Raw genomic sequence first — 12875 nt, forward strand, 5'->3', positions numbered from 1 at the left:
AACAAGTCTAATTATAAAGTATAGCATTCCTGAGTCAATATAATTTATTCTAACAAAAATAAGTGTTTGTTGTGTACGTCTTTTGTATTGTTCATAGCAAAGAAATATCTAACTAGCTGGATAAATGATTAATTACCCGCAAAAAAAAATCCTCATAGCAGTAAGGGAACGACGATTAAATCAGTTACCTGCACTAGCAAAAGGAACTTCATGAAAAGTGTAAACTAAAATATTATCTTTCGTCAATAGTTTTTAAATATAGTTTAGTTGACCATGGGAAATACAAGTTAGAAAACATACTTATATTTTGTCAAAGAAAATAAGAAGTTAGCAAATCTATACAAAATGATGATTTTTAAACGTTTATTTATTCATCAAACTGTTTTGTAGTGAATGTAGATACTATTCACTACGTAGTCTATTAAATTGATGGTAGGAAAATATATTTCGAATGAAAAGAGTGACTGGATGGAGGGAATGGAACAATTATTTCCTGGGAAACTTAAAAGGTGGATTCTTTTATGAGTTTAAAACCTAGAAGAAAGGCCTCGCTCATTTCGCATTCATATTTTCAGAAAAGTATAACATATCGATTGGGTGTATCCTTTCCGTTTTTATTACATAAGCTACTGAGTGAGAAAGGAAAGGGGGGGTATGCATGATAGATGTTGTGAATTTACAGGCGATTATTGAGGATTATCAAAGACAGATGAAGCCGAAGAGAGTGGCAAGCAGTGTAAAAAGGATTCTCTCGTTACAAAAAGAGGATCGACGACTAAACGGCCAAAAATCGTAATGGTAAGGTGATTTATCGTTATTATGATTGAACTTTGGCGCTTATGCAGTGTAAATTTGCATAGACGACTACGATATAGGAGGAGTTCTAAATGATCACTTCGTTAAGTTTGACAGCATGGACTGATGATTATCGTAGGCAAACACAGACACAGATAAAAACAAGCGGAGAACGGTGGTTGCTGTCCTCACAAAAAGAAGATAGACGACTGAATGGCAAAATAGCCTGACAGTCGTTTTTTATTGGTATTTTTGTGAGTACATACTAAAGAATGGGTGGTACTCGTAGTATTATATGAACATAGTTCCGCCGGCCTGGTGTTTTATTCTAGACTGAAATGCATTTGAGCAGATTTTGTAGCAGTTATTTAGAGCGTTTAAACATCCATGCCGAACTAATGAAGAAGAAGACTGATGTTGCGAGAAGAGGGATATGTTCATCCCAAATACTAAAAAACACAGTTCCAAGAGATAACACTGTAATGATTCCCATGAACGTTCGTGTTTGTAAACGAGAGCGCTCTCTCTCCCTTGCAACATCCCGTGTTTGTATGTATTCACGCATACGGGTAGGTTCCTCTAGGAAGGTCGTTACTTTCTTAGGAAGTGTTCGCAAAGGACCAATTACATTTAACGCAATGCGTTGTGCATCTTTCTTTGAAAACGTGCCGTTTCCAATTGTTCGTTTCTTTGCCCACTCCAAAATTCGAGGGCGTCCAATCGCGAGTAAATCGACATTAGGATCCAAGACATGGAGAACACCGACGAATATCGAAACCGCACGGCCTAAAAAGGCAAATTCGGCTGGAAGCTGTACAGGTTGTGTTCGAACAATTTCTTTTAAATCATCAAGTAGACGATCGACAACAAAGCTATTCATTTCGTTCAAATCATTGGATTCATAGGCTTTCACAACACTTTCAATCGCATCTGCAAGTACCCGTCGATCCGCACTTGGCAATAAGAAGTTCATCTCTTCCAAACCATTTAGCACTTGATCATACTGTGTGAAAATAATACCCTCAACAATTTTCAATATTGAACGGGCTTCATCAGAAGTGATGTTTACAATCATTCCAAAGTCAATTAAGAAAAGCGTGCCATCTTCCTGAACCAATATATTGCCGCCATGTGGATCGGCATGGAATTGTCCGCCATCAAGCACTTGTTCTAAAAACAAACGGAATAATCTTTCCGATAACTCTCGGCGATTAATATTATTTTTGTCCAGAAATGCAAGGTCAGTTATACGTGAACCTTCAATCCATTCCATAACAAGGACGCGCCGCGTTGAAAACTCATCGTAGTAGACAGGAAAACGGATACCAGACATGGTGGCGAAACGCGCAGAAAAACTCCTGCCGTTTTTTAACTCCTGCAAAAAGTTAAGCTCAGCCCCAATCGTATCGACCATTTCTTTATACAATAAATTAAAATCAATTTGCTTACTGAAGGGAGTAAATCTTTTTAACAGCCAGATGACAATTCGCATGGCACGGAAATCGACGCTTAATATACGTTCAATATCTGGACGTTGAATTTTCACCGCTACAGGTGTGCCATCCTTTAAGGTCGCCTTGTAAACTTCTCCGATTGAAGCGGAGGCAATGGGTCCATCAGATAAGTTAGTTAGAAAATCTTCATAGCTGGTATTCCACTCGTCCTCTAAAAGTTCAATTGCTTTCTTTGTTGGAACTGCGGTAACATGATCTGTTAAGCCTTCCAACTCCGCAATAAATGACGGTGGCATAATATCAGCACGCGTAGATAAGAATTGGCCCATTTTAATCATCAAGCCACCTAAATCAAGTGCAATTCGTTTATATTCTTTTGCTTGCTTCGTAACAAGAAGTTCCCATTTTTCAGTAACTGAAGGTGTAAATCGACCTTTATACCGCCGCTGAAAAAGTGTAATCTGGGTGAAAAATTTCACGGACATCCACACAATACGGAAAATCCTGTAAAATGCGAAACGCTTCATATGATATAACCTCCCTGTCCCTTTCATTATAGACAGTAAAGCTGTCAGCGTCCAAAATGCTAAACTGGGGCTAGACACTTATTATTCTAGAATAGACATGTTAAACTTACATGTATGCTTATTTCACTTCATTCAGCAGGGGTTCAAACCCCAACTGAATGAAGTGAAAGCCTCCGGTGGAAATCTATGACACCGAGGCGTGATTGATTAAAAAGGATGTGTTTGTATGGTAGGACGTAATGATCCCTGTGTATGTGGCAGTGGAAAGAAGTATAAAAAATGTTGTGAATCGAACTCGACATTTATAATAGAAGACGTGCAATCGGAAGAGCTTGAAAGAGTTTTGCAATCTTTTTACGAAGAGTACCCCGAAAGACGGGACTTGAATGAATTCTTGGCTTTGGTTAAAAAGTGGAGTGAACCATTACAGAGCTATTTAATCGAGGAAATGATTGAAGCCATTGTCATGGATGAATTCTTTTTCCATTATAAACCGGAAATTTGGAAGAATTACATGAAAAAACAACAGAAGAAAATCATCCGCCCCTCTGTAGTGAAAGTCTTAGAGACGTGGTCTGATCCACGTGTTTACATTGGAGAAGTTGTAGCTGTGGACGAGGCTTATATGTCCGTTAAAAGTATTTTTGAAGATGAAACGATACGTTTACGACGCGAAAGTGAAAAGCCTGTTCCTGTAGGTGTGCATGTTTATTGCTTCATTTTGCCGGACGGAACATCGAAGGACAATCATTATTTGGCTGTTTCCAGCTTAATCTTTTTCCCGACCGACCATAAAAAAGTGTTTGGTCAGTTCAAACAACTGTATGAATCAAAAAAAGAACTATCAATTACTGCTTTTCTAAAAGAAAATGGAATTATTTTTTGGAAGTTGCTAGGTGAAGATGGCTATGATGGAAGTGAATTCACCAATTTTGAAACAGGTGTACTCCAGAAAGCAATCGAGTTTTTGGAGAAAAATGATAGGGTTTCTGAAGAACTACTAGAAATAGTAGAGGATTATTTAGTAGAGCAGCAGCCGAATGCTCGTAAAGATGTAGCGATTGCAGCTGGAGCGATTCGATTTGGCCAGGAAAATGCCTTATTTGAGCCTCTTGCGATTACTGTGAAAGAGATTGCCGAATGGTTTGAAGTATCTACCTCTTCATTGAATAAATATTATAACGATTTAAATGCGTATTATACGAGCAAGGGATAGATCTATATATGTTGAAATAAGGAACTCCATTAAACCGCTGCGGCTACCCCTGTTAAGGCACCTTCGCTCAGTGTATACTTCGAATTCAATACCTTAATTTATATACTAATATAAGTTTTGCTGAAAACATCTTACTCATTGGGAAAAACCAATTGAGTGAGATGTTTTTAATTTAGTTTGTAATTCAATATAGTTAAGCATGATGTTCTGAAACGATATGACTAGAAATATAGAAATCAAAGTTACTAGATAGAGAGACTACTGAAAAAGTCTACTATTATAAAAGTGAAGTAAGATATCCCGTACTACACGGTTCGGCGCTTTGTGGATGCCTCCCGCTCTGGTTCTTTGTAGCCGATGAAAAAGTCCGTCATTTTAGAGTGGACATTGAGTGACTAGGAATTACCCATTAAATTCTATAGAGTTGACCTTTTTAATGGGTAATCAATTTATCAATAAATGAAATGATTTGAAGTCTATACTCGTTATAGTAATTGAAATGAAAAAATGAGACATGCGCATGGTCGTTTGGGTCGGGAGGTCAATAATGCAAGAGGAAACGCAATGGATACAAGAAGTTCTAGCTGGAAATAAGCAAATATACGCACACATTATTGATAAATATAAGAATCCATTATATGCAACGATACTGCGGATGACAAAAAATCCGCATGATGCACAAGATCTTGTGCAGGAAGCATTCATCAAAGTGTATCAGCAGCTTGAAAAATATGATAATACAGGCTCATTTTCTAGTTGGCTCTATCGAGTAGCCATCAATCACTGTATGGATGAATTTCGCAAGAAGCGCTATAAAATGAAGCAAGTGGAAATAGACGAAGGTATGATGGCAAGCGCTGATACCCCGGAACTTATAATCTTGAAAAACGAGAACAGTAGACAGTTAGAACGTCTAATCGCAACGCTACCTGAAGATGAACGGATGATTATCCTATTACGTTATGTCAATGAACTTGGTTATCAGGAAATAAGTGAGCTGGTGGAAGCCCCTCTATCGACGGTCCGCAATAAACTTCATCGGGCAAAGAAAAAAATGAGAGAGACAGTTAAACGTGAAGGAGGAAATTTTCATGAAGTGTCCAACTTTAGATGAACTTTCACACTATGTTGATGATCTACTAACAGAACAGCAGCATGATAAGTTACATGCGCATGTGAAAAGTTGTGATGCATGTCAGCGTGTCGTTACAGCTTTCAGAGGGGAGCAACAATTTATCAAGGAAACATTGCAAACACCCGTATTACATGATGATTTTACAATGTTGGTTCTTGATCAAATTGAGCCGTATGAGCAGAAGATTATTCCTGGAAAAAGAAAGTCATGGAAACGAATCATGCTTTTAGTGGCGGGAATTGTGTTAGCGCTTGGTGTGAGTGCTACCTTAAATCCAAGTTTTGCCGAGTGGATAGAGGGACTGTTTTCAACGGAGCAGGCAGATGAAGGATTAAGGAGGGCACCGGATGCTGGTTTAGTTGAACGGGTCAATCTGGAAGTGACGGATAAGGGAATTACGTTAAAAGTGGAAGATATTGTTGCTGATTCTTCGCGGGTAGCAATGTCATTCAAAGTATTGGATAAAAACGGAAAAGCAAAAAATCCGTATTTAGATTGGGAGGATTCCGAGAGCGGAATCATTGTCGTTGATCAAAACGGAACACGATTTGATTTTGCGAGAATGGATTGGCGAGAGGGCAGTGACTATGGGCTCATTCAATTTTCGCTGAGGAAACAGGAAGTATCGGAAAAACTTACTGTAAAGGTCAATTTAGTTGAACTCAATGGTGTAAAGGGCAACTGGCGACTGGACATTCCAATTGATTTAACAAAAAGCAATGTGTTAACAAAGTTTGTCCCCTTGCATGATGTACAAACAAGTAGCCATGGTGTGAGTATCCATATGAAAAAGATGCAATACTCGCCTACTTCGAATGAGTTAATGTATGAAACGGGCTTTACAGCGGAAGAGGAGATCCGGATCGAAAAAGAAATCCAACAGCATGAAGCCCAATTCGGTAAGGACAATATAAGGCCTGAACATGTGTATTCTGAATTTGAAACGGCCATACAATATCGCATTGAGAATAAAGACCAGCAAACGATTTATACACATGATTACAACTCCTCTTTCATAGAGGAAGAGCGGGTAGGGGATATGGAACTCTACCAGGGGACGGGTCAAAGGAGCGGGCAACTCGGTCAAGTTTTGTGGAATCAATCATTCATCCCACAACAAGAGGATGACAAACTTACCTTTGTATTAGATGGTGTGTTTAAAACAGTGCCTGCTGATTTCTCAGTTGCCATTCAACCAAAAGAATTGAAGAGAAATCCTGTTTCATTTGACTATGAAGGGAATGTTGTCACGATAATGGAAGTGACAAAGAACTCCGATTACTATCTTCGTAAGTCCATTTTTCCTATCGGCAAGCGAACGTCTTTGACAATTGCAATGGATCGAAAGCGAGAGGCAAAATCCTCAGATTTAGGTAAATGGATTTTAGTGGATAACAAAGGAAATGCATATATTACTTTTGCATATGGAGGTGGGTCTGACAGCTATCTTGAAGTCTATGGCTTAGACAAAATCCCTAAAGAATTCACGTTACACCTCGTTTCCGTTACTCGTTATGAAGAGTTCGAAGGAAAATGGGAGGTACCTTTATATAAATAGATGCACGTAGTTGTTTAGCCATGAATTACAGTCAAAGAGAGACTCCGGAGATTTTGGGGTCTCTTTTTTAGTGCTTATAAATGTCAGCATGAGCTTTCAAATGTAGGTATATGGAAACCCTATAATATTGAAATAATTTTAGTTTGTCAGCGCAAGTGCTGATATAATGAAATTTAACTCTTTGGAATAATCGGTTCCCCATAAACACAGGGGTGGCGTAGTCATTTAAGTAATTGGTTATTTTGTTGATGGCATACATAGAATTTCTTACTGGAACATACGTGCTTTTATGGAAAGGAGTAGAATAAATGGAACTACATTTTTATAATCATACTTTTGATGAACTCATAGAAAACTATATACTAACTGACGAACAACTACGTTTTACGGGAACGCCCAAAGAGGCTATTGATTTTTCGATTGCAGAACAAAATCGCTATTCGATTTTAGCAATGAAAAATGAGCAACTGGTAACGTTCTTTAGCCTACATAAAGGTGAAGGGGTCAAGCCTTTTTCCCCTAACAACAATGCTATATTAATTAGAAGTTTTTCAACAGATTTTCATCAGCAAGGTAAAGGTTATGGAAAGAATGCATTGATACTAACACCGGAATTTGTCAGAAATCATTTTATGGGTATTAATGAGATTGTACTAGCTGTAAATGTTAAAAATAAGGCAGCTCAAGCTTTGTATAAAAAGTGTGGCTATATTGATGAGGGTGTTCGAGAGATGGGAAGGAATGGCGAACTCATTGTGATGAGCTATCATCTGTAGGAATTTCATTTATAACGAGCAAGTGGAGGAGACAAAAAATGGACCAAAAAGCATTGGTGAAAGAATATCGTAATAACATTTTAGAAAATGTCCATATGGGTATTATTTGTGGAATCAATGCAGAGGGCGATATTCTTTATTCTGTTGGCGACGAAAATCATATGACATTTCTTCGTTCTGCGGCAAAACCTTTCCAATCCATCCCAGTCATTCAAAATGGAGTGGATGACAAGTTCGGGCTTACATCCAAAGAAGCTGCTTTATTTGCCGCTTCACATCGTGGGGAGGATTACCACATCGAAGCCCTGGAATCAATTTTAAAAAAGACTGGCATTGATGAAGAACAATTTTATTGCTGTCCAACCTATCCGCTGAATGAAGAGCCGAAAGCAGACTATCACAGAATGCACGGTATGCAACGAAAGCTCTACCATAACTGCTCAGGAAAGCATAGCGGTTTTATCGCCTTGGCAAAAGTACTGGAACACGATATGGACGGTTATTGGGAGTTGGAACATCCTGTACAGCAGCTAAGTTTGGCCGCAATGGCTGATATGGCCAATTATCCGAAGGAAGACATCGGTATCGGAATTGATGGATGTGGGTTTCCAGTGTATGCAATGCCTCTTCAACACATTGCGCAAGCATACCTGAAACTTGCCTGTCCAGATTTAATTCAGCAACCGAAAATGAGAGAGGCTGTCGTCAAAATTACGGGCTATATGAATGCACATCCGGAGATGATTGCAAGCCATGACTTCATCTGTTCTGTTTTATTGGCAGACCTTAATATCGTTGCTAAAGGGGGAGCCAAGGGTGTGTATGGTTTTGCACTTAAGAAGGAGCGAATGAGCTTTGCATTAAAAGTGATGGATGGATCCGAGCTTGTCTGGCCAATCATAATTGCATCTATTTTGGAACAAATCAATTATGAAAAACGACAGACGATTGAGCGTTTGTATGAGTTGGTGCCAAAAGAATTAATAAACGATAATCTGACTATCGTAGGGGAAAGAAAAGTTGTATTTGATTTACGGAAATAAAATAAATTCATAGGGGCGTAATTAAAACAATGTTGGAAATTATAGCTACAAGCTTGGCAGATGCTATTGCTGCAGAACGTAGTGGTGCTGACAGATTGGAACTTTGCACAGCTTTGTCTGAAGGTGGGCTAACGCCAAGTTTGGGATTGGTGGAAGCAGTGGTTGAGGGTGTTGATATTCCGGTTCATGTAATCGTTCGTCCACATAGTCGAACATTTCACTATAATGACAATGATTTAGCTGTAATGCAAGCAGATATTCGCCATGTTAAGCGTGTAGGAGCCTCGGGAGTCGTTATAGGAGCGCTAAGCGTGGATAACAAAGTGAATACGGAAGCCCTATCACGTTTGTTGGAGGAAGTTGGGGGGATGAGTGTCACCTTCCACCGTGCATTTGATGAGATAAAAAATCAGCTGGAAGCATTAGAAGTCATTGCTCGTTTCCCACAGATTCAGCGGATTTTGACATCAGGGGGACAAGCACCAGCACCAGAAGCTGCCGAACAACTTAAAAAGTTGGTCGACAAGTCTAAAAACACGTCAGTCGGGATTTTAGCGGGGAATGGTATGAACCCTGAAACACTGTCTTCACTGGTTTCTGCAACAGGACTAGAAGAAGTCCATTTCGGGTCGGCTGTTCGTATTAACAGGAGTTTTAGGTATCCGATCGATGAGGCGGCTATTACGGCGATAAAAAGAAAACTGCATATGTTGGTTAAATGATTACCTATATAAACTGAGGGAAGTTGCCTTACAAGAGGTAGTTGAAGCTAATTGGTATTGGGCGGGAAGCATCCCTTAGCGTAGTAGTGGATTTGAAGGAAATCTCTATTTTTACTTATTTAGTTTGTGAAGAGGACAGTTAGACTGTAGAGATAAATCAAAAGAAAAAGAAGATGTTTATGATAAATTATCTGATATAATTTAAGTGTCTGAAATTCATTGAATAATTAACTTTGAGACAATCAGTTAAAGGAGGCGATCATTATGACAAACAAAAGAATTTTAATCGGTAATGACTATAAGGGGATAACGTCTAATTAACTAGTATGTTTAGCGTTTCCCCGTAATTTGAAAGGGGAAAACTCATGAGTACAAAAAATGTGGAAATTGTAGAAGTGAATGCAGAAAACTGGTATGAATGCTGTGAATTAGAGGTATCACAGGAACAAACAAAATACATTGAATCAAATGCGATATCAATCGCTCAATCAAAATTTGAGCCTACATTAAAGCCATATGCTATTTATTCTGATGAAAAAGTTGTTGGCTTTCTGATGTACAATTCTATACTTGAGGAACTAGACGGTTATTGGGTATATAGAATAATGGTGGACAAGAAGTTCCAAGGTCAAAGTATCGGTAAAAAAGCGACTAAGTTAATGATTTTAGAAATGGCTAAATTACCGAATGTGAAAAAAATTGTTGTAGGTTATCATCTGGATAATTCGGAGGCACATAATTTATATTCAAGTTTAGGTTTCATTAATAATGGAGATAGGTTCGGTAAAGAGATGGCAGTTATAAAATATATTACAGATTGAGAAGCCGATAAGTATTTAAAACGTTGTAGGGACGGTTTCTTTAATTTAAGAAGAAGTACAAAAATGATTAAGTTTATTATAAAATAATGGTTCAATTGAATACCGAAAAAGTAATCAGCCATTTTTATACAGATGGCTGATTTTTGAATTCCACTATAACTATGCAATCAGGAAATCAAACTGATTCTCATATAAAATCTATTATTAATCTGATCATATGATCGTTATTTATTGACAAGAAAATAACTAGTTCAGTATGATAATAAAGTTGATTCCTAGCGACAATGGATAGAGTTAAGCTATTGGTCACCGCGTGTAAAGGGAGGGAAAACCACGCGTTAAACGTAAATCGGAAAACAGATAAAGCGCCAGTGCTGAAGAAATCGGACGTCACTAATTTTCAGCAGACGAGGTGGAGGAGTATCGAAATTTCGGCGGAAGCCTCCCAATCGCAATTGCCCGGTTGTATTTTTTGCTAGTAAATCATTTGAGCAATCGAATGGACAAAGGAGCAAAAAGGCAAAGTTTTTCAAGCAATCTATAAGGACACTTCGCTAATTTAGCTGAGGTGTAGTTAAGTATTGCTTATTTTGCAAACATCGGAGGAAAAAATATGTGTGGAATAGTAGGTTATATTGGTGATTTAGATGCGAAAGAAATTCTATTAAAGGGACTTGAAAAGTTAGAATATCGCGGTTATGATTCAGCGGGAATCGCACTGCGCAATGAAGAAGGCATTACTGTTATAAAAGAAAAAGGACGTATTGCAGACCTTCGGGCAGCAGTAGATTCAACAGTCTTAGCGTCAACTGGAATTGGTCATACACGCTGGGCGACGCATGGTGTTCCAAATCAAATGAATGCACACCCTCATCAAAGTACATCGAGTCGTTTTACACTTGTGCATAATGGTGTAATTGAGAATTATCATAACCTGCAAAAAGAATATTTACAGGGTGTTCAAATGAGTTCTGACACGGATACAGAAGTCATCGTACAGCTTGTTGAAAAGTTTGCCCAAGAGGGGATGACCACTGAAACAGCTTTCCGTCATACACTGTCTCTACTTCATGGTTCCTATGCGATCGCTATGTTAGATGCTGATGAGGCAGACACTATTTTTGTTGCGAAAAACAAGAGCCCATTGCTAATAGGAGTTGGAGAGCACTTCAATGTAGTCGCCTCTGATGCTATGGCAATGTTACAAGTAACAGACCAATACGTGGAACTACATGATCAAGAAGTTGTCATTGTGCGCAAAGAGGCAATTGAACTGATGACATTGGCGGGCGTTATTATCGACCGTGCACCATATAAAGCAGAGCTTGATATGAGCGACATTGAGAAAGGCACATATCCTCACTTTATGCTGAAAGAAATGGACGAACAGCCAGGTGTTGTTCGTAAGATTATTCAAGCATATGAGAACGAGCAAGGTGAACTTGCAATGGATTCGGCCATTGTAAATGCTTTTAACGAAGCTGACCGTCTTTATATAATTGCAGCGGGCACAAGCTATCACGCTGGTCTAATCGGAAAGCACTATTTTGAAAAAATCGCGGGCATTCCGGTTGAAGTGCATATTTCAAGTGAATTTGGCTATAACATGCCTCTTCTTTCGGAAAAACCTTTATTTCTTTTCATTACACAATCTGGAGAGACTGCGGACAGCCGCCAAGTATTAGTGAAAATAAAAGCGTTAGGCTACCCAAGCATAACGTTAACAAACGCTTCAGGTTCCACACTTTCTCGTGAAGCGGATCATACATTACTGTTATATGCGGGTCCAGAAATTGCCGTAGCTTCGACAAAAGCGTACACAGCTCAAGTAGCAGTTCTTGCCATCGCAGCCTATGTTGTAGCGAAAGAGCGAGGGGAAACTATACCAATTGATTTGAAGAAAGAGCTTGCTATCGTGGCGAATGCTATCCAAACACTTGTGGATTCAAAAGAGGAAATGGAGCAAATTGCATATGAATTCTTAGCGGTCTCGCGAAATGCATTCTTCATCGGGCGGAACCTAGACTATTATGTTAGCTTAGAAGGCGCACTTAAAGTAAAAGAAATTTCTTACATTCAAGCGGAAGGCTTCGCAGGAGGGGAATTAAAACACGGGACAATTGCACTGATTGAAGAGGGCACACCTGTGTTTGCAATAGTTACTCAACAAGCCGTGAGTCTCAACACTCGTGGTAATGTTAAAGAAGTTGTCGCGCGCGGAGCAAATCCTTGCATACTGTCAATGGAAGGGTTGGAAGAAGAGGACGATCGTTTTATACTGCCGAAAGTGCATGCATTACTTACACCGCTTGTTGCTGTTATCCCGCTACAATTGATTAGCTACTTCGCCGCTCTTCATAGAGGATGTGACGTTGACAAACCACGTAATTTAGCTAAATCGGTTACGGTGGAGTAAGATTGGTTTGGAATACCGATTTGTGCGTGATGTGACAAAAAATTCTTTACTAAGTACCTCTAAAGTAGAACCTGCTTTAGAGGTACTTTTTAACATAGTGTTATGTTGCGATGGCCGCGTTCGTACGACAAGAGAGCAGTGTTGTAAAAGAAGAAATTTTAACATAGAAGAGACAATAAAGATTTATAATGAATTAGTGAAATCGTATTTAAGAGAGTACCTCTCTCGAATGCGATTTTTCCATTTATTTATTTATCTAAATTCGACCTAAAGGCGATGTTTCAAGTTCAGCTTCAGGTTTTATAGTGAAAGAAATCCACAAGGTTAATACTAAAAACCCCAATACATAAAGTGTATATTTCGCTTTAGCCGGCATCTTCATCGTTACGTAATAGATAATTCTTTAAGTATT

At 38.8% G+C, this 12875-nt stretch carries 11 protein-coding genes; 10 read left to right on the plus strand and 1 reads right to left on the minus strand.

The features are described from left to right. Positions 1–658: 658 nt before the first annotated feature. Complete coding sequence (locus MKZ11_RS15850; protein WP_340795353.1) at positions 659–796, plus strand: hypothetical protein; 138 nt, start codon at positions 659–661, stop codon at positions 794–796. 91 nt (positions 797–887) lie between these two features. Beyond that, positions 888–1025, plus strand: a complete 138-nt coding sequence (locus MKZ11_RS15855) for a hypothetical protein (protein WP_340795354.1) — start codon at positions 888–890, stop codon at positions 1023–1025. Between the two features lie 134 nt (positions 1026–1159). Here the strand turns inward: MKZ11_RS15855 and MKZ11_RS15860 are convergent, their stop codons facing one another. Beyond that, a complete protein-coding gene (locus tag MKZ11_RS15860) occupies positions 1160–2776 on the minus strand; it encodes an ABC1 kinase family protein (protein WP_340795355.1) in 1617 nt (538 codons plus the stop codon). A 226-nt stretch (positions 2777–3002) separates the two neighbouring features. Between MKZ11_RS15860 and MKZ11_RS15865 the strand changes: the two genes are divergently transcribed. The 8 genes from MKZ11_RS15865 to glmS all read left to right on the plus strand — a co-directional run bounded on the left by MKZ11_RS15865 (position 3003) and on the right by glmS (position 12463). Then, on the plus strand, positions 3003–3992 hold the full coding sequence (locus tag MKZ11_RS15865) for a YecA family protein (protein WP_340795356.1): 990 nt from the start codon (positions 3003–3005) through the stop codon (positions 3990–3992). A 547-nt stretch (positions 3993–4539) separates the two neighbouring features. Beyond that, the gene (locus tag MKZ11_RS15870; RefSeq protein ID WP_340795357.1) at positions 4540–5106 is read left to right on the plus strand and encodes an RNA polymerase sigma factor; all 567 of its coding nucleotides are present in this window, start codon (positions 4540–4542) and stop codon (positions 5104–5106) included. Then, the gene (locus tag MKZ11_RS15875) at positions 5084–6685 is read left to right on the plus strand and encodes a DUF4179 domain-containing protein (RefSeq protein ID WP_340795358.1); all 1602 of its coding nucleotides are present in this window, start codon (positions 5084–5086) and stop codon (positions 6683–6685) included. Before MKZ11_RS15870 ends, MKZ11_RS15875 begins: the two co-directional genes overlap by 23 nt. 308 nt (positions 6686–6993) lie before the next feature. Continuing rightward, positions 6994–7461: a GNAT family N-acetyltransferase gene (locus MKZ11_RS15880; RefSeq protein ID WP_340795359.1), complete on the plus strand. Its 468-nt coding sequence runs from the start codon at positions 6994–6996 to the stop codon at positions 7459–7461. 38 nt (positions 7462–7499) lie between these two features. After that, positions 7500–8504 carry an asparaginase gene (locus MKZ11_RS15885; protein WP_340795360.1) on the plus strand — a complete coding sequence of 335 codons (1005 nt, stop codon included), beginning with the start codon at positions 7500–7502 and terminating at the stop codon, positions 8502–8504. 29 nt (positions 8505–8533) lie between these two features. Then, positions 8534–9226 carry a copper homeostasis protein CutC gene (locus MKZ11_RS15890; RefSeq protein WP_340795361.1) on the plus strand — a complete coding sequence of 231 codons (693 nt, stop codon included), beginning with the start codon at positions 8534–8536 and terminating at the stop codon, positions 9224–9226. Between the two features lie 365 nt (positions 9227–9591). Beyond that, entirely contained in the window at positions 9592–10047 is a 456-nt protein-coding gene (locus MKZ11_RS15895; protein ID WP_340795362.1) for a GNAT family N-acetyltransferase, read from the plus strand. Between the two features lie 613 nt (positions 10048–10660). Continuing rightward, complete coding sequence (gene glmS, locus MKZ11_RS15900; protein ID WP_340795363.1) at positions 10661–12463, plus strand: glutamine--fructose-6-phosphate transaminase (isomerizing); 1803 nt, start codon at positions 10661–10663, stop codon at positions 12461–12463. The last annotated feature ends 412 nt before the right edge of the window (positions 12464–12875 follow it).

The sequence above is a fragment of the Sporosarcina sp. FSL K6-1508 genome, assembly GCF_038007465.1.
Taxonomy (GTDB): Bacteria; Bacillota; Bacilli; order Bacillales_A; family Planococcaceae; genus Sporosarcina; species Sporosarcina psychrophila_B.

What these genes read in the sequence shown, in the direction of transcription:
- MKZ11_RS15890 (WP_340795361.1), top strand. Translation starts at nt 8,534, where the DNA reads ATGTTGGAAATTATAGCTACAAGCTTGGCAGATGCTATTGCTGCAGAA.
- MKZ11_RS15865 (WP_340795356.1), top strand. Translation starts at nt 3,003, where the DNA reads ATGGTAGGACGTAATGATCCCTGTGTATGTGGCAGTGGAAAGAAGTAT.
- MKZ11_RS15875 (WP_340795358.1), top strand. Translation starts at nt 5,084, where the DNA reads ATGAAGTGTCCAACTTTAGATGAACTTTCACACTATGTTGATGATCTA.
- MKZ11_RS15870 (WP_340795357.1), top strand. Translation starts at nt 4,540, where the DNA reads ATGCAAGAGGAAACGCAATGGATACAAGAAGTTCTAGCTGGAAATAAG.
- MKZ11_RS15855 (WP_340795354.1), top strand. Translation starts at nt 888, where the DNA reads ATGATCACTTCGTTAAGTTTGACAGCATGGACTGATGATTATCGTAGG.
- MKZ11_RS15850 (WP_340795353.1), top strand. Translation starts at nt 659, where the DNA reads ATGATAGATGTTGTGAATTTACAGGCGATTATTGAGGATTATCAAAGA.
- MKZ11_RS15895 (WP_340795362.1), top strand. Translation starts at nt 9,592, where the DNA reads ATGAGTACAAAAAATGTGGAAATTGTAGAAGTGAATGCAGAAAACTGG.
- glmS (WP_340795363.1), top strand. Translation starts at nt 10,661, where the DNA reads ATGTGTGGAATAGTAGGTTATATTGGTGATTTAGATGCGAAAGAAATT.
- MKZ11_RS15885 (WP_340795360.1), top strand. Translation starts at nt 7,500, where the DNA reads ATGGACCAAAAAGCATTGGTGAAAGAATATCGTAATAACATTTTAGAA.
- MKZ11_RS15860 (WP_340795355.1), bottom strand. Translation starts at nt 2,776, where the DNA reads ATGAAGCGTTTCGCATTTTACAGGATTTTCCGTATTGTGTGGATGTCC.
- MKZ11_RS15880 (WP_340795359.1), top strand. Translation starts at nt 6,994, where the DNA reads ATGGAACTACATTTTTATAATCATACTTTTGATGAACTCATAGAAAAC.